This window comes from Variovorax sp. GW821-FHT09D04 (genome assembly GCF_059416405.1).
Map to the genome: position 1 here is coordinate 647,981 of NZ_JBWKPA010000002.1, position 17,015 is coordinate 664,995.

Consider the following 17,015-nt stretch of genomic DNA (forward strand, 5'->3'; position numbering starts at 1 on the left):
TCAAACCCCCCGCTCTTTTCTTGTGGTGCCCCATGGCGGCTTACGCCTCGATCACGTCCTCTGTCACTAAGTTTGCGCTCACCAGCTTGATGCTGGTGGCTCTGACGACGGGGGCCGAGGCCCGCGGATGGTTCGGCGCCGACAAAACGTCCTCCGAGGCATCGATTGCCCTGACCGATCTGCCGGTCCAGGGCCAGCGAACCTACCAGGCCATCCTTGACGGTGGCCCCTTCCGGTACGACAAAGACGGCACGGTATTCGGCAATCGCGAACGCATCCTGCCAGCGGCACGCCGCGGGCATTACCGCGAGTACACGGTGCCAACGCCCGGCGCGCGCAACCGCGGCGCCCGGCGAATCGTTTGCGGTGGCGAGCAGCGCACGGCGCCCGAAGCCTGCTGGTACACGGCGGACCACTATGCGAGTTTCAGACGGATTGCGCCATGAGCGATGACAACGACCTGAGCGGCGCCCCGAAGCGCCCCGACGAGATGATGATGACTATGGAAAGACCAGCGGATATGACCTTATCCCTTCGAGCCGTACGCCCGAACATCGTGCAATCGATCCGCGCGTTCCGCGTGAACGACCTGCAGGATGCCGCCAACGCGGCCGGCCAGCACTTCCTGTACGCCAACCTGGGCAACGCCCAGACCAAGCAGGACGTGCTCGACCTGATTGCCCAGCAGTTCACCTTCCCGGCGCACTTCGGCAAGAACTTCGACGCGCTGTACGACTGCATGACCGACCCGTTGCATAAATCGGGCCCGCAGCCTGGTTTCGTCATCGTGCTCGAACAAATCCCGGCCAACGCCAAGTTCGACAAGGAAGCGCGTGAGCAACTGCTCGACATCTTCCGCGACGCTTCGGACTACTGGGGCGATCGCAAGGTCCCGTTCCGCTGCTTCTATTCTTTTCTGTAGCCCGTTCTGCATCCACCAGCCAAGCAGAACGGGCGAACGAGGCTCAGCCGACCGCTGAAACCCTCGATGGCATCGAAGTCAACACCACCGCCACGGCAGCCGCTGCGGCCACGCCCGCCGCCAGCACCGAGCCGGCCGGCGAGAAAATGCCGACCGACAAGCTCGTCGACGTGTCGCCCCTGGCACTGCGCATGAGCAGCCCCTTCAATGCGGGCTACTGGCTGGCAGCTGCTTAATTAACAGCAACCGCTCACCGCCACAAAAAAGCCCGTCATCGACGGGCTTTTTTCATGGGGGAACGGCTTGGGCCAGTGCGACGTATTCAGCCACCGGCACCTCTTCGGCGCGGCGCTGGATGTCGAACTCGCCGGTGAAGCCGTGCTCCCCGAGCCACTTGCCCAGCGTGTGCCGCAGGATCTTGCGGCGCTGGCTGAAGGCCACCTGCACGATCTCGCCGAGCCGTGCCGCATCGACCGCCGGCGGCTGCGCGAGCGGCACCATGCGCACCACGGCGCTGTCCACGCGCGGGGGCGGGTCGAAGCTCTCGGGCGGCACGAACAGCACGTTCTCCATGTCGTAGCGCCACTGCAGCATCACGCTCAGGCGGCTGTAGTCCGAGGTGGCAGGCCGGGCCACCATGCGGTCGATCACTTCCTTTTGCAGCATGAAGTGCTGGTCGGCGATCAGATGGGCATAGCCCAGCAGGTGGAACAGGATCGGCGTGGAGATGTTGTAGGGCAGGTTGCCCACCACGCGCAGCGGTTTCGGTTCGGCCTTGGCCGCGAGCTCGGCGAAGTCGACCTTGAGCACGTCCGACTCGATGACGTCCAGCTGCGGATGTTCGCGCAGCCGCTTGGCCAGGTCGCGGTCGAGCTCGATGACCGTGAGGCGGCCGAGCCGTTCGACCAGCGGCTGCGTGAGCGCCGCCAGCCCCGGCCCAATCTCGACCATCGCGTCGCCGGGCTGCGGCGCGATCGCCTGCACGATCCCGTCGATGATCCCGCCGTCGGACAGGAAATGCTGTCCGAACCGCTTTCTTGCAATGTGCTGTGCCATCGCGGCCTAAGACGCTGCCGCGGCCATCAGGACTGCGGCGTCTCGCGGTATTCGACGTAGGCGCGCGCGCGCACTTCCTGCACCCAGGTGGTGAAGGCTTCTTCGACGCGCTGTTCGCGCAGCGCGGCACGCGCGGCTTCGCGCTGCTCCGACTGGCTCAGCTTGGCTTCGCGACGGCCGACCACCTGGATCAGGTGGACGCCGAAGCGCGACACCACGGGGTCGCTGATCTGGCCCGGCGTGAGCCGGTCCATGGCTTCCTCGAACTCGGGCACGAACTGGCCGGGGCGCGACCAGCCGAGGTCGCCGCCTTCCTTGGCGCTCGCGTCCTGCGAGTTGTCGCGCGCCAGGCCGGCGAAGTCGGCGGTACCGGCCTGCACGCGGCGCTTGAATTCCTGCAGCTGGGCCACCGCCTGCGCGGTCGTGCGCTTGGGGTCGTTCAGCAGCAGGATGTGGCGCACCTGGGTCTGGGTGATGGACGCATCCGACGAACCTACCTGCGCCTTGGTCAGCACCTTGAGCACGTGGAAGCCGGCGCCCGAGCGCACGGGTCCGGCGATGCCGTTCACCGCGGTCGATTGCGTGGCCTCGACGAACACCGGCGGGTAGCGGTCGGCGCTGCGCAGGCCGAGCGCGCCGCCGTTGGCACGGTCGGGCGAGTCGGAGTTCTCGCGCACCAGCTTGGCGAAGTCTTCGCCGCTGCGCGCGCGCTGTGCAAGGTCGGTGGCCTTCTTCTGCGCGGTCGCGACCTGCGCCTCGGTGGCGTTCTCGGGCACGGCCACCAGCAGCTGGGCGATGTTGAGGTTGAGCAGGGCGTTGTTCTTGACGGCGCTCTCGCGCTGGTCGCGCAGGTACTCGTCGGCCTCGGTGTCGCTGATCTTGACCTTGGACTCGACCTCGCGGTCGCGCAGGCGCGTGAGCAGCAGCTGGTCGCGCAGGTCGTTGCGGAATTCGCGCGGCGAGATGCCCTCGGCCGCGACGCGGCTGCGCAGCTCGGTGAGGCTGATCTCGTTCTGGCGGGCCACGGTCTGCTCGGCCTGGTCGATCGCCACGTCATCGACCTTGATGCCGTTTTCCTTTGCCAATTGCAGCTGTGCGCGCTCGGTGATCAGGCGCTCCAGCACGAGGCGCGTGAGTTCGGCGCGCGGCACGCGCTCGGCGTCCGGGTTCTCGCGGATCAGGCGCGTGACACGCGACTGCACCTCGGTGTTGGTGATCGGCTCGGAGTTGACCAGCGCCACGATGTACTCGGCCGCGCGCTGCACCGGCGCCGCCGCGGGACCGGCCGGGCGCGCCGCCGGCGGCACGATCCGGGGACCGGCACGCATGATGTCCGTGATGCCGCTGCCGGAACGAAAGCCCTGTGCGCCAGCCGTTGCGGCGATGGCCGCAAGGCAACCCAGGGTGATGAGGGAACGGATGTGTTTCATGGCGTGAACGGTCGTCGTTTCAGTCGTAATTGGTGAAGCGGCTCGGGGCTTCGGTCGGTTGACGCAGCGGCTGGTAGCGCTGGATGTTCTGTCGCAGCGCCTGCATCGGGCTCGAGCCGATGCTGGAGAAACCGACGAATTCGAGCTGGAACATGATGCGGGTGTTGGCCGTCACCTGGCCGGTGGTGATGCGCTGCAGCACCACGCGGCTGATCCAGCAGCAGCCGTCGTACTCGACCCCGAGCACGCCGTCCGTGAGCTTCTTGTCCTGCAGGCTGTAGTTCAGGCGACCCACGGCGTACCAGCGCCCGCCGCCTTCGCCCTTGCCCGGGCCGAGGTCCTTGCCCTTGTCGCCCCACAGGTCGTTGAGCGGCCATTGCCAGCCGAAGTCGATCGACTTGTTGCCGTCGGTGGCCGTGGGCGTGCTCGGCGCCTGGTAGCGGAAGGCGGCGCTGAGGTTGCGGTACGGGCCCGGGTTGTAGCGCGCGCTGATCGCGCTGCGCGTGGAACGGCGCGAATCGGGGTTGTACTGGAGCAGCGTGTCCAGGCTCCACTTGGGCGTCCAGTTGATCTGGGCGCCCAGCAGCAGGTCGCTGGTGCGGTCGGTGACCGGCGCGACGCCCGGCAGCGTGACCTTCTGGTCGGCGAAGCGGAAGCGCTGCGCGATGCCGAAGCGCACGGCTTCGACGCCGGTGCCCGGATCGATCAGGCGGGACGTGACGCCCAGCGTGAGCGCGTTGGTGTCCGAGATGCGGTCCGCGCCCGAGAACGCGTTCTCGGTGTAGATGGTCGCAAAGCTGAAGTCGTTGGCGGCCGAGTCGTAGTTCGGCAGCATGCTCTGGTTGCGGTACGGCGTGTACACGTAGTACGCGCGCGGCTCCAGCGTCTGGCGGAAGGCACGGCCGAAGTAGCTGGCGTCGCGCTCGAAGACCAGGCCGCTGTCCAGGCTGAAGGTCGGCACGACGCGGTTCGACGAGGTCGGGAAGAAGTACAGCTGGCTCGGGTTGTACGGCATCCCGTTCACGTAGTCGATGCCGTTGACCGACACCTTCGGAATGGACGACTGCGGCAGGTAGTAGTTGTACGAGGTCGCGTGCAGCTGCAGCTTGGGGATGACGAAGGAGCTCGGCGTGAGGAACGGCCGGCTGATCGCCGCCTGCGCGAACACGCGGTCGCCGTCGGGCTGCGACTGCTGGATGGCGTCGAAGCCGGGCTGGCCGGCCAGGATGCTGTTGACGCGAAAGCGCGAGTAGTCGGTGTTCAACGAGACGTCGAAGCCGTGCCAGTCGTACTTGGCGTAGTTGGCCGTGATCTGCGGCACGCGGTCGTACGAGGGCACGACCGGCGACAGGTTGTACTGCAGCGTCTGGTAGCGCAGGGCGCGCACGGCGCCGCTCCAGTCGCCCTTGGACCAGTTCAGCGAGGCATCGTTCGGCAGCTGGCGCTGCGCCAGCGTCGGCGTGCGCGTGAAGTCACGCCAGTAGTCGTTGTCGCTGACGCGGTTGATGTTGAGGCTGGCGGACAGCGAATCCAGGCCCAGGGCCTTGGCATCGAAGTCGTGGTGGTGGTTGAGCCACAGGCCCCAGCGCTTGCTGCTGTCGGGCGGCTTGCCGAAGTTCAGGTCCTTGAGCGCAATCTCGCCGTTGTTCAGCTTCTGCAGCTGCTCGGCGCGCGCCTCGTTGTAGCGCTGGCCCACGAGGCGGTCGCTGCCCATCAGGTCCAGACGGATGCTGCCGCTGTAGTCCTTCTCGAGATAGCGGAACTCACTGGCCAGGTTGAGCCCGCGCTTGCTCATCAGCGTGGGCGTGAAGGTGGCGTCGCGGTTGGGCGCGATGTTCCAGTAGTAGGGCTGCGCGACCTCGAAGCCGTTGGTGTTGTCCAGCCCGATGGTGGGCGGCAGCAGGCCGCTCTTGCGTTCGTTCGACAGCGGGAAGGTCACGCGCGGGATCGGCGGCGTCGTGATGCCCATGAAGCTCATGCGCGCATCGATGGCGACGCCCTCGTTTTCCTCGGTGTCGGTGGTCAGCGTGGCGGCGGTCAGCAGCCAGGCCGGCATCCAGCCGGGAAAGTCTTCGCGGCGGCAGGTGGTGTAGCTGGCGCGCCGCGCGATCGAGATGTTGGAGTCGACGAAGTCGATGCGTTCGGCCTCGCCGTGGCCGCCGGTCGCGAGGAAGCGGTAGCGCACGTTGTTGAAGAAGCCCTCGAAGGTCTCGAGCTTGAGTTCCAGCTCCGGACCTTCGTACACGTTGCCGGCCTGGTTGACCCGCACGTTGCCGGTGGCCTTGGCGCGGTCGTCCGGCTGGTAATACTCGAGGCGGTCGGCCGTGATGGCGACCGGGCCACGGCGCAGCGTGGCGTTGCCCTCGACCACGGTCTCGAGGTCGGGGCGGCCGGAAATGCGGTCGCCAGTGACGAGGCTGGGCAGCTGGCTGCGTTGCACGGGCGTCAGCGTCTCGGTGAGCAGCGGCGTGCGCTTCAGCGTGAGCGGTCCCTCAAGCACACCGGCTTGCTGGGCAAAGGCGCCATGCGCGTGCAGCAGCGCCAGCGACAGCACGGCCAGTGGCAGCGGCGGGCTCGAACGTCGCAAGGCAGCGCGTGGGGTCGTAGGCATCGATTCGGAACGAAAAATCGTCGGGACGGCGCGGCAAGCCGGCGGGTTGCGGGGTCCGGCAGCCACCCCGCCCGGTCGGATCGACCTCGAGCAGGGGTGCCGCGCCAGGCGGATTTGTAGAATTGATTATCCATGACAGCACCTTCGACCCCGGCGTCCACGACCCCACACCCCGCCCAGGCCATTCTCTGGACAGATCCGCAGCGGGCCGAAGCGTTCCGGGGCTGGCTGGCCGGCATTGCCGACGCCCGGCAACTGCGCCCGGACACCGTCCGGCTGGCGTCGGCCGACGCGAGCTTTCGCCGCTACTTCCGCCTCGACACCACCGACGGCGGCACGCGCATCGTGATGGATGCGCCCCCCGACAAGGAAAACAGCGCCCCCTTCGTACAGGTGGCACAGCTGATGACCGAGGCCGGCGTGACGGCGCCGCAGGTGCTCGAATGGGACCGCGACCACGGCTTCCTGCTGCTCGACGACCTGGGCCGCCAGACCATGCTCGACGTGATCGATCCGGCCCGCCCGGACGCCAACCGGCCGCTCTACGACCTGGCCATCGACGCGCTGATCCGCTGGCAGCTGGCCTCCAAGCCCGGCGTGCTGCCGCCCTATGACCGGGCCCTGCTCGAGCGCGAACTGGCGCTCTTTCCCGAGTGGTACATCGGCAAGCACCGCGGCGTGGCCGTGGAAGGCCAGCTGAAGGAGCGCCTGGACCGCGCCTTCGCGCTGATCGTCGAGAACAACCTCGCGTCGCCGAGCGTCTACGTGCACCGCGACTTCATGCCGCGCAACCTGATGGTGGGCGACGACGCCGGCCAGCCGCTGGGCGTGCTCGACTTCCAGGACGCCGTCTACGGCCCGATCACTTACGACATCGCCAGCCTGATGCGCGACGCCTTCCTGAGTTGGGACGAGGAGTTCGTGCTCGACATCACCATCCGCTACTGGACCGCCGCGCGCAAGGCCGGGCTGCCGGTCGACGAGGACTTCGGCGCCTTCTACCGCGCGGTCGAATGGATGGGCCTGCAGCGCCACCTCAAGGTGGCCGGCATCTTCGCGCGCCTCACGCTGCGCGACGGCAAGCCGCGCTACCTGGCCGACACACCTCGCTTCATCGCTTACATCCGCGCCACCACCAGCCGCTACATCGAATTGAAGCCGCTGCTGCGCGTGATCGACGAGGTCGAGGGCACCACGGCCGTTACCGGCTTCGCCTACGGCCGAGTCTGAAGAGAAACTGAAAAAATCCGAAAAAGAAAATCGCTGTAGCGCCCGCACCACGGGCGCCGTCAGCTCCTGATTTCATCGCATGCCCCGTTTTCACTGCTCCGTGCCGCTGACCGCCGGCGCCAGCCTGGCGCTGCCGCCGGGCGCCGCGCGCCATGTGCAGGTGCTGCGCATGCAGCCCGGCGACACGCTCACCCTGTTCGATGGCGCGGGCGGCGAGTACGCCGCGACGGTCGAGCGCATGGGCCGCAGCGAGGTCGCTGTGACGGTCGGCGACCACACGCCCGTCGAGCGCGAAGCGGCCCGCGCCGTGCACTTGGCGGTCGGCATGCCGGCCAACGAGCGCATGGACTGGCTGGTCGAGAAAGCCACCGAACTCGGCGTGACCAGCATCCAGCCGCTGGCCACGGCGCACGGCGTGCTCCGCTTGTCGGGCGAGCGCGCCGAGAAAAAACGGGCGCACTGGGAAGCCATCGCCGTCGCGGCCTGCGAGCAATGCGGGCGCAACCGCGTGCCGGTGATCCATCCGGTGCAGTCCTTCGCGGGCTGGCTCGGCAGCGCTGCTGCCGCGGATACGGCAGCGACGCGCTTGGTGCTGAGCCTGGCCGAGGGCACGCGCGCCGTCTCCGCCGTGGCCGCCGAGACACCCACCACGCAACCGGCGCTCGTGCTGAGCGGCCCCGAAGGCGGCCTCAGCGCCACCGAGGAACAGGACGCCATCGCGCGCGGCTTCGCACCGGCCACGCTCGGTGCGCGGGTGCTGCGCGCCGAAACCGCGGCGCTCGCAGCGCTGGTGTCGCTCGTCGGCGCCTGAACTGTTTGGGGGGTGTTTTCCGCGAGGCGCACACCGGGCGCCTGCGGAACAATGGCCGCTTCGTTTTTCCTTGTTCACTCCGCCTCCCGGAAGGACCGCTCCCCCCATGCCTCGTTCATCCCGCGCGTTTCGTCTCGCCCCCCTTGTCCTGGCCGCGCTGTGCGCCATGCCCACCGTTCACGCCCAAAGCCAGGCCGTTGCGCCCACACCGGCGCAGGTCAGCCCCGCGGTCGACCAGGCCTACACCCAGCTCATGGCGTCGCCCGCGATCCGCAAGCTGCTGGAATCGGTCAAGGCCGACCACGAACGCACGGTCGAAGAACTGAAGACGCTGACCGAGATCGAAGCGCCGCCCTTCAAGGAACAGAAGCGCGCCGAAGCCTTCCTGGCGCGCCTGAAAGCCCTCGGCCTGCCCGACGCGAAGATCGACGCCGAAGGCAACGTGATCGGCCTGCGCAAGGGCACGGGCAACGGCCCCAAGCTGCTGATCTCGGCGCACCTCGATACGGTCTTTCCGGCCGGCACCGACGTGAAGGTGAAGGAGCGCGACGGCAAGCTCTTCGCGCCCGGCATCGGCGACGACACGCGCGGCCTGTCGGTGCTGCTGTCGTGGCTCAAGGTGCTCAACGACAACAAGATCCAGACCGTGGGCGACCTGATGATCGTTGCCAACGTCGGCGAGGAAGAGCTGGGCAACCTGCGCGGCATGAAGGCCATCTTCCGCGACCACCTGGACATCGACGGCATGGTCGGCCTGGAGCCCTCGCCCGACGGCCACGTGCTGGTGCTCGGCACCGCGAGCCACCGCTACGAAGTCACCTTCAAGGGGCCGGGCGGCCACAGCTTCGGCGCCTTCGGGCAGGTGCCCAGCGCGATCCACGGCATGGGCCGCGCCATCGCCAAGATCGCCGAGGTGCGCACGCCCAGCTTCCCCAAGACCACCTTCACCGTCGGCACCGTCGGCGGCGGCACCTCGGTGAACACCATCGCGCCCGATGCGCGCATGGCCATCGACATCCGCTCGGACGACATGGCCTCGCTGCTGGAGACCGAGAAGAAGATCCTCGCCACGCTCGACGAGGCCGTGGCGGAAGAAAACAAGCGCTGGAACGTGGCCAGCCTGAGCGTGAGCACCAAGCTCATCGGCGACCGCCCGGGCGGCCGCACGGCGCCCGACTCGGTGATCGTCGAGGCCGCCACGCGCGCCAACAGTGCTTTCGGCCACAAGACGCTGCTGCGCGGCGGCAGCACGGATGCGAACGTTCCCATTTCGCTGGGCATCCCGGCCATCATCATCGGCGGCGGCGGCAAGTCGGGCGGATTCCACTCGCTGGGCGAGTCGATTGACGTGACAGATGCATGGAAAGGCGCGCAGAATTCGCTCGTCACCGTGCTCGGCCTGGTCGGTGTGCAGGGCGTCAGCCCCGCGCTCCTGCCGAAACGCGCAGCACGCAGCAAGTAATTTGTCACGTTGCCAGTTCGAAAGTGGCCGCGCCACTTTCGGCAAGCGGGTCGCCACATTGGAAAATGTGAGCGTTTCTGTCACACACCAAGGAATGGTCATGGGGTTGCTCGATTCGGTACTCGGTCAGGTGCTAGGAGGCGCTGCACAACAGCAGCAACCGCAAGGCGGTGGCCTCGGGGGATTGGGAGATCTCGGAAGCCTCGCCGGCGCCCTGGGCGGCCTGCTTGCCAACAACGGCGGGCAGGGCGGCCTCGGCGGCATGGTCTCGAAATTCGAGCAGGCGGGCATGGGCGACGTGATCGGCTCCTGGATCGGCAACGGTGAAAACAAGCCGGTGTCGGGCGATCAGTTGCAGAACGCGCTGGGCGGCGACACGATCGCCGCCATCGCTTCCAAACTCGGCATCAACGCACAAATGCTGCTGCCGATGCTGGCCACCATGCTGCCGGCCCTCATCAACCAGCTCACGCCGCAGGGCAAGGTGCCCGAGCAAGGTCTCGGCAACCAGGACGACCTGCTGGGCTCGCTCAGCGGTCTGCTGCAAGGCAACAAGCCGACCTGACCTGCCACCCGGCGAATTTCATTCTCAGAATTCCGGCGCCCGCGAGGGCGCTTTTTTTTGGCCGGCGCCTTGCCTTCGCCGGCCAATCGCGTAGAACCGCGCCCCATGAATCGCAATCTGTGGCTCCTGGCCATCTGCCAGGGCCTGCTCCTGACCAACAACGTCACCTTCATCGCCATCAACGGTCTCGTCGGCCTGGGCATCGCGCCACAGGGCTGGATGGCCACGCTGCCCGTGATGGGCTACGTGGTGGGCGGTGCGCTGAGCACGGGGCTGGTGGCGCGCACGCAGCAGCGCTTCGGCCGCCGCGGTTCGTTCCAGATCGGGCTGGCGGTAGCGGTCGGCTCGGCGCTGCTGTGCGCCTACGCGGCGTCCTCGAAGAACTTCTGGCTGCTGTGCTTCGCCACCGTGGTCGCCGGCTACTACAACGCCAACGCCGGGCTCTACCGTTTCGCGGCGGCCGAGCTGGCACTGCCGGCCTGGCGCGAGAAGGCCGTGTCGATGGTGATGGCCGGCGGCCTGATCGGCGCGGTGGCGGGGCCGAACCTAGCGACCTTCACGCGCGAGGCGCTCTCCGTGCCCTTCGCCGGCGCCTACATCGCGCTGGCGGCGGTGGCGCTGCTCTCGATGGCGGTGATGCATTTCATCGAATTCCCGCCCTCGCCGACCCGCAAGGAAGCCGGCGGCGGCAGGCCGCTGGGCGAGATCATGCGCCAGCCCGTGTTCATCGTGTCGGCCGCCGCGGGCGCGCTGAGCTACGGCGTGATGAACCTGCTGATGGCCGCCACGCCCATCGCGATGCAGATCTGCAGCCTGCCGTTTTCCGACGCGGCGCTGGTGCTCGAATGGCACGTGATCGGCATGTTCGCGCCGGGCTTCTTCACCGGCCACCTGATCCGCCGCTTCGGCGCGCTGCCGGTGATGGGGGTGGGGCTGGCGCTGAACCTCGGCTGCATCGTGGTGGCGCTGTCGGGCGTGGACCTGCACCACTTCCTGGTCGCGCTGTTCCTGCTGGGCGTGGGCTGGAATTTCCTGTTCACCGGCAGCACGACGCTCTCGCTCACGGCCTACACGGCCGAGGAGCGCGACCGGGCCCAGGGCGCGCTCAACTTCTGCGTGTTCGCGACGCTGGCGCTGACCTCGTTCGCCTCGGGCGTATTGGTGACCACGCAGGGCTGGCAGCTGTTGAACTACGGCTCGCTGGTGCCGGTGGCCCTGACCGGCGCCGCGCTGCTCTGGCTCGCGCAGACGCAACGCCGGCGTGCGCCGGTGGCCAAGGCCTGAGGCTCAGGCCACGCGCGCGGGAACAGCCGCCGCCGGAAACCGCCGGTCGAGCCAGCGCTGCAGCGTGTCGAACACGGGCTCCGCATCGAGCTCGTTGAAGAGCTCGTGGTACAGCGCGTCGAAGCACTTCGCCTCGACGTTGCCGCTGGGCGCCGCGGCCACCGCGAAGGCACGGCTGGCGGCCGGCCGCACGAGCCGGTCGTCGCCCGCGTAGATCAGCAGCGTGGGCACCGGCCAGCGCGCCGCGTGCTGCTGCACCGTGGCGCCTTCGTACGCGAGAAAACGCGCCAGCCGGCTGCCGATGCGGTCGTGCGTGAGCGGATCGTCGCGGTAAGCCTGCACCACCACCGGGTCGTGCGAGAGGTAGTTGTCGTCGAGCCCGTTGCTCACGCGCAGGTTGGGCGCGATGCGCGGCAGCACGGCCAGCAGCATCTTCTGGACGCCGTTCAACCCCGGGTCGAGCCCCGGCGACGACAACACCAGCGCATCGACCGGCCGCACGCCGCGCGCCACCAGGCTCGCGGCGACCAGGCCGCCCAGGCTGTGGCCCAGCAGCACCAGCGGCACGCCGGGGTTCTCGCGGCGCGCATCGTCGATCACCAGGGCCAGGTCGTCGACCAGCCGCAGCTCGCTGGGCAGGCCGCCGCGCGCGCCGGTGGATTCGCCGTGCCCGTGATGGTCGTGCGCCCAGACCGCGAAGCCCCAGCCGTGCAGCTGCTTGGCCAGGCCGTGGTAGCGCCCCGCGTGCTCGCCCAGCCCGTGCACCACGACCACCACGGCGCGGGGCCTGCCGGCGGCGGGCAGCCGCCGCAGCGCCAGCGTCTCGCCGTCCGGCGTGGACAGCGCCACGCGGTGCGGCAGGGGCAGCGCGTCGTTCATGGGTGCACCCTTGGCGCTGCGCGCCTTCCCGCCAGGCGGGAGCGAGCTTGCTTGGGGCGGCCCGGCGCGGCGCTCATTGGTGCACCCTTGGCGCTGCGCGCCGTCCCGCCAAGCGGGAGCGCGCTTGCTTGGGGCGGCCCGGCGCGGCGCTCAAGCCGCCACCGGCTCCGCAGCCGCGGCGCGGTGCGCGACGGGCAGGGCCGCAATGACCTCGGCCACGGCGGCCGTCAGCTTCTTGGCGTAGGGCACGTGCAGGAACTCGTTGGGGCCGTGCGCGTTGCTCTTCGGGCCCAGCACGCCGCAGACCATCATCTGCGCGGTCGGGAAGCCGGCGCTCAGCATGTTCATCAGCGGGATCGTGCCGCCCTGGCCGATGTAGCCGCAGGAGGCGCCGAAGTGCGCGCGCGAGGCCTTATTGAGCGCGTCCTCGAACCACGGCGTGATGGTGGGGGCGTTCCAGCCGGTGGCACCGCCGCCGCTTTCGAAGGTGACGCGCGCCTGGTAGGGCGCGTTGTCTTCGAGCAGGGCCTTGAGCTTTTGCACCGTCTCGGCCGCATCGACCAGCGGCGGCAGGCGCAGCGAGAGCTTGAAGGCGGTGTAGGGGCGCAGCACGTTGCCCGCGTCCTTCAGGGCCGGGAAGCCTTCGGCGCCGGTGACCGACAGCGTGGGCTTCCAGGTGCGGTTGAGCAGCGCCTCGACCGGGTCGGTGGTGGTCGGCAGCGCGAACATGGTCGAGCCGCCGCAGTCGTAGTGCGCCCACGGGAAGCGCTTGTAGACCTCGTCGCCGAGGATGGCCGCGGTGGCCTTGGCCTGCGCCAGCCGGTCGGCCGGCACTTCGCAATGGAAGCTGGCGGGCAGCAGGCGGCCGGTGGCGCTGTCCTCGAGGCGGTCGAGCACCTGCCGCATGATGCGAAAGCTCGAGGGCACCAGGCCCGAGGCGTCGCCCGAGTGGATGCCTTCGGTCAGCACCTCGACCTTGAGCGTGCCGCTGGCCATGCCGCGCAGCGAGGTCGTGAGCCACAGCTGGTCGTAGTTGCCGGCGCCCGAATCCAGGCAGATCACCAGCTCGACCTCGCCCAGGCGCGGACGCAGCGCGTCGACGTAGGGCAGCAGGTCGTAGGAGCCGCTTTCCTCGCAGGTCTCGATGAGGCCGACGATGCGCGGGTGCGCCACGCCCTGGGCCTTGAGCGCCTGCAGCGCGGCCACGCTGGCGTACACGGCGTAGCCGTCGTCGGCGCCGCCGCGGCCGTAGAGCAGGCCGTTCTCGTACTTGGGCGTCCACGGGCCGAGGTCGTTGCGCCAGCCGGTGAACTCGGGTTGCTTATCGAGGTGGCCGTACATCAGCACGGTCTCGGCCATGTTCGTGCCGGTGGCCGGCACTTCGAAGAACAGCACCGGCGTGCGGCCTTCGAGGCGCACGATTTCCAGCTTCAGGCCCTCGACCTTCTGCGCCTCGACCCAGGCCGCGGCGTTGCGCAGCACGGTCTCCAGATAGCCGTTGGCCGACCAGTCCTTGTCGAAGCCGGGCGACTTGGCGGGAATGGCGATGTAGTCGGTGAGTTGCTTGACGATGTCGCCGTCCCATCGGGCGGTGACATCAGAGAGGGCGCGCGTCGCGTCGAGCGTGCCGGCGGGCATTTCACGGTGCAGGGGGGCGTTCATCGGGGGATTCTCCGCGGGGACGAAAAAACGCATTTTGCGCCTCGCGACGAGCGCGCGTAGAGTGCGGGCGATCTCAAAACCCGGAGCGCAATGTGAGCAAGGCAACATCGACGCGGATCAAGGTGGGGATCGGCGGCTGGACCTACGAGCCCTGGCGCGACAACTTCTACCCCAAGGGCCTCGCTCACGCGAAGGAGTTGAACCACGCCAGCCGGCAGGTCAGCGCCATCGAGATCAACGGCACCTACTACAGCACCTTCAAGCCCGAGACCTTCCGCAAGTGGCGCGACGACACGCCCGACGACTTCATGTTCTCGATGAAGGCCTCGCGCTTCACCACCAACCGCAAGGTGCTGGCGACCGCGGGCGAGTCGATCCAGCGCTTCATCGACAGCGGCGTGGCCGAGCTGGGCGACAAGCTCGGGCCGATCGTCTGGCAGTTCATGCCGACCAAGCAGTTCGATGCGGAAGACTTCGAGGCCTTCCTGGAGCTGCTGCCGAAGAAGGAGGGCAGCCGCGTGCTGCGCCACGTGATGGACGTGCGCCACGAGAGCTTCATCGTGCCCGCCTACAAGGCGCTCGCGAAGAAGCACAAGGTGTCGACCGTGTTCACCGACGCCGACAAGTTTCCGTCGTTCGAGGAGCCCGAGGGCGATGTCGCCTATGCGCGGCTCATGATGGCCGACGCGTCGCTCGCGACCGGCTACGCGCCCAAGGCGCTGGACACCTGGGCCGCGCGCGCGCAAGGCTGGACCACGACGCCGAAGGCGCGCGACGTGTTCGTGTATTTCATCAACGGCGCCAAGGAAAGGGCACCGGCCGCGGCCGGTGCCTTGCTGCAGCGCCTGGGGTGGGCGCCGCCGGCTGCAGACGCAGCAATGGCCGCCGCCGCGGACAAGCCGAAGCCGGCGGCCAAGAAGGCCCCACCGAAAAAGAAAGCGCCCTGATCGACGATCGTCAGACCGGGCGCGTCAGGTGCCTCAGGCGGCGGCCTGCAGCGACGGCTTGGCGCCGAAGCTGATTTCGCCCGACAGCTGGCCGCCTTCTTCGATCACGATCTTGCCGTAGCGGATCTTGCCGGTGACCTTGCCGGTCGAGTGGATGACGAGCTTCTCGCGCACGGTGAGGTTGCCGTCGAACACGCCGCGGATCTCGGCGATGTCGATCTCGGCCGAGCCCTTGAACTCGCCCTGTTCGGCGATCTGCATCAGGCGCGAATCCATCGTCGCCTCGACCAGGCCTTCGACCACGAGCGTGTCGCAATCGGTGATCTCGACGCCCTTGAGCTTGATGTTCGGGCCGACGGTGAGCTTGCTGCCGCCTTCCTTGGCAGCAGGCGCGGCCGCCGGAGCCAGGCCGGCCTGTGCGGTCAACGAGGAGGGATTGACGGGAGTGCCCGAGAGATTGGTGCCCGAACCAACCAGCGGTGCGGGACGGGACGTCAGCGAGTCGGTGTCACGATCACGCTTGCCGAAAAAGGGGGACTGTGTGGCCAATGGGGAGCTCCTCAAGAAAGGGGACTATCGTAAGAACGCACTCACGGCATGCGGCACTTCATTGCGCAATAAGCGTAACTGAATAAGTCGCCCGAGGCCCCTGACAATGCCCCGCATGACCCGCCTGATCCGACCGAACATCGAAGCCCTGTCCACGCCCGCCGCCACCGACTCGCGGTTCGACAAGCCCGCGCGCGGCTGGCGGCGCACGCTGTTCACCGTGATCTTCGAGGCCGACACCCCCGCCGGCCTGTGGTTCGACCTGACGCTGATCGCGGTGATCGTGATGAGCGTGCTGGTCGTCATCCTGGACAGCGTGCAATCGATCCGCGACCAGTGGCGCCCACTGTTCAATGCCCTCGAATGGGTGTTCACGATTCTCTTCACGCTGGAGTACATCGCGCGGCTGTGCTGCGTGAACAAGCCGCTGCGCTACGCGCTGAGCTTCTACGGCGTGATCGACCTGCTGGCGCTGCTGCCGACCTTTCTCGTGGCCTTCGCGCCCGAGCTGGCGTACCTGATCGACGTGCGCATCCTGCGGCTGTTGCGCGTGTTCCGCATCTTCAAGCTGTCGCGCTATTCGGTGGAGTACCGCGCGCTGGTGTCGGCGGTGGCATCGAGCCGCCGGAAGATCACGGTGTTCGTGGGCTTCGTGATGCTGGTGGTGCTGGTGATGGGCACGCTGATGTACGTGGTCGAAGGCCCGACGCACGGCTTCACCAGCATTCCGGTGGCGATCTACTGGGCCATCTCCACCATGGCCACGGTCGGCTTCGGCGACCTCGTGCCCAAGACCGACCTGGGCCGCGCGATCGCCTCGGTGATGATGCTGCTGGGCTGGGGCGTGCTGGCCGTGCCCACCGGCATCGTGACCGCCGAGATGACGCGGCGCGGCGTCGACGACGACCTGGCGGAGCCGATCGCGCTCGCATCGCGCGGCGTGCTCGCGCTGGCGGCAGAGCCGACGCCAGGCAAGGCGCAGGCGAAGCGGCTCACGCCGTCGGCCAGACGACGCGCCCTTGCGCAGCATCGTCGAGGCGCGCGATGAAGGCATCGGCCTCGGGCGCGGGCAGCGCGAAGACAAAACGCACGTCGTCGCCGTGCTGCACGTCTTCGAGCACCGCGCCGATGGCGGCCAGCTCGCGCCGCACCATCCCCTCGAGCGCATAGGGCACGGCGCACTGCAGGTGACGCTGGCGCACGAGCGGCACCAGCGTGGCGCCGAGCAGGGCCTGGGCCACGGCGTCGGTGTAGGCCCGCACGAGGCCGCCGGCACCGAGCTTCACGCCGCCGAAGTAACGCACCACGGTGGCGAGCGCGCCTTCCACCTGCTGGTGGCGCAGCACCTCGAGCATGGGGCGCCCGGCCGTGCCGCCGGGCTCACCGTCGTCGTTCGCGGCCGACTGGCCGCCGGCCATCAGGGCCCAGCACACGTGCGCGGCGCCCGGGTGTTCGGCGCGCAGCGAGGCGACCACCGCCAGCGCGGCCGCGCGGTCGGGCACCGGTTGCACGCAGCCGATGAAGCGGCTTTTCTTGATGAGCAGGTCGCTGTGAACCGGCTGCGCGAGCGTGAAGCTCATTCCGACCCGATGTCCGTGCGGTGCAGG

General features: G+C 68.4%; 16 protein-coding genes. 9 read left to right on the forward strand and 7 right to left on the reverse strand.

All coding sequences use genetic code 11. From position 1 onward, the window contains the following. Positions 1–32: 32 nt before the first annotated feature. The gene (locus AC07O4_RS09250) at positions 33–446 is read left to right on the forward strand and encodes a guanyl-specific ribonuclease (RefSeq protein WP_056574987.1); all 414 of its coding nucleotides are present in this window, start codon (positions 33–35) and stop codon (positions 444–446) included. A gap of 50 nt (positions 447–496) precedes the next feature. Continuing rightward, entirely contained in the window at positions 497–922 is a 426-nt protein-coding gene (locus tag AC07O4_RS09255; protein ID WP_095747788.1) for a barstar family protein, read from the forward strand. A gap of 288 nt (positions 923–1,210) precedes the next feature. On the opposite strand, the gene rsmA is transcribed toward AC07O4_RS09255, so the two are convergent. From rsmA to AC07O4_RS09270, 3 genes are read right to left on the reverse strand one after another with little or no spacing between them, the layout of a single operon-like run. After that, positions 1,211–1,978: a 16S rRNA (adenine(1518)-N(6)/adenine(1519)-N(6))-dimethyltransferase RsmA gene (gene rsmA / locus AC07O4_RS09260; RefSeq protein WP_139702942.1), complete on the reverse strand. Its 768-nt coding sequence runs from the start codon at positions 1,976–1,978 to the stop codon at positions 1,211–1,213. A gap of 26 nt (positions 1,979–2,004) precedes the next feature. Beyond that, entirely contained in the window at positions 2,005–3,408 is a 1,404-nt protein-coding gene (locus tag AC07O4_RS09265) for a peptidylprolyl isomerase (protein ID WP_062473582.1), read from the reverse strand. Positions 3,409–3,427: 19 nt separating this feature from the next. Continuing rightward, positions 3,428–6,019 (reverse strand): LPS-assembly protein LptD, encoded by a 2,592-nt coding sequence (locus AC07O4_RS09270; protein WP_495304354.1) that lies wholly within the window; start codon positions 6,017–6,019, stop codon positions 3,428–3,430. Positions 6,020–6,151: 132 nt separating this feature from the next. Between AC07O4_RS09270 and AC07O4_RS09275 the strand changes: the two genes are divergently transcribed. The 5 genes from AC07O4_RS09275 (at position 6,152) to AC07O4_RS09295 (ending at position 11,371) form a co-directional block, all read left to right on the forward strand. Next, the gene (locus AC07O4_RS09275) at positions 6,152–7,249 is read left to right on the forward strand and encodes an aminoglycoside phosphotransferase family protein (protein ID WP_492744076.1); all 1,098 of its coding nucleotides are present in this window, start codon (positions 6,152–6,154) and stop codon (positions 7,247–7,249) included. Positions 7,250–7,328: 79 nt separating this feature from the next. Continuing rightward, entirely contained in the window at positions 7,329–8,060 is a 732-nt protein-coding gene (locus tag AC07O4_RS09280; protein ID WP_492744074.1) for a 16S rRNA (uracil(1498)-N(3))-methyltransferase, read from the forward strand. Between the two features lie 106 nt (positions 8,061–8,166). Then, positions 8,167–9,522 (forward strand): M20/M25/M40 family metallo-hydrolase, encoded by a 1,356-nt coding sequence (locus tag AC07O4_RS09285; protein ID WP_492744072.1) that lies wholly within the window; start codon positions 8,167–8,169, stop codon positions 9,520–9,522. Between the two features lie 100 nt (positions 9,523–9,622). Then, a complete protein-coding gene (locus AC07O4_RS09290) occupies positions 9,623–10,087 on the forward strand; it encodes a YidB family protein (protein WP_095948391.1) in 465 nt (154 codons plus the stop codon). 105 nt (positions 10,088–10,192) lie between these two features. Then, the gene (locus tag AC07O4_RS09295) at positions 10,193–11,371 is read left to right on the forward strand and encodes an MFS transporter (RefSeq protein WP_095948392.1); all 1,179 of its coding nucleotides are present in this window, start codon (positions 10,193–10,195) and stop codon (positions 11,369–11,371) included. 3 nt (positions 11,372–11,374) lie between these two features. On the opposite strand, the gene AC07O4_RS09300 is transcribed toward AC07O4_RS09295, so the two are convergent. Then, complete coding sequence (locus AC07O4_RS09300; RefSeq protein WP_492744070.1) at positions 11,375–12,250, reverse strand: alpha/beta hydrolase; 876 nt, start codon at positions 12,248–12,250, stop codon at positions 11,375–11,377. Positions 12,251–12,400: 150 nt separating this feature from the next. Further along, positions 12,401–13,912, reverse strand: coding sequence for a M20 family metallopeptidase (locus tag AC07O4_RS09305; protein WP_139702948.1), 1,512 nt, complete (start codon positions 13,910–13,912; stop codon positions 12,401–12,403). A gap of 92 nt (positions 13,913–14,004) precedes the next feature. On the opposite strand from AC07O4_RS09305, the gene AC07O4_RS09310 reads away from it, so the two are divergent. Continuing rightward, positions 14,005–14,859 carry a DUF72 domain-containing protein gene (locus AC07O4_RS09310; RefSeq protein WP_495304355.1) on the forward strand — a complete coding sequence of 285 codons (855 nt, stop codon included), beginning with the start codon at positions 14,005–14,007 and terminating at the stop codon, positions 14,857–14,859. Between the two features lie 33 nt (positions 14,860–14,892). On the opposite strand, the gene AC07O4_RS09315 is transcribed toward AC07O4_RS09310, so the two are convergent. Further along, complete coding sequence (locus tag AC07O4_RS09315) at positions 14,893–15,408, reverse strand: bactofilin family protein (protein WP_062473600.1); 516 nt, start codon at positions 15,406–15,408, stop codon at positions 14,893–14,895. A gap of 115 nt (positions 15,409–15,523) precedes the next feature. Here AC07O4_RS09315 and AC07O4_RS09320 point away from each other — a divergent pair, with 115 nt between their 5' ends. Then, positions 15,524–16,456, forward strand: coding sequence for an ion transporter (locus tag AC07O4_RS09320; protein ID WP_495304356.1), 933 nt, complete (start codon positions 15,524–15,526; stop codon positions 16,454–16,456). Here the strand turns inward: AC07O4_RS09320 and AC07O4_RS09325 are convergent. After that, positions 16,401–16,988 (reverse strand): IMPACT family protein, encoded by a 588-nt coding sequence (locus tag AC07O4_RS09325; protein WP_495304357.1) that lies wholly within the window; start codon positions 16,986–16,988, stop codon positions 16,401–16,403. The genes AC07O4_RS09320 and AC07O4_RS09325 overlap by 56 nt on opposite strands. Between the last annotated feature and the right edge of the window lie 27 nt (positions 16,989–17,015).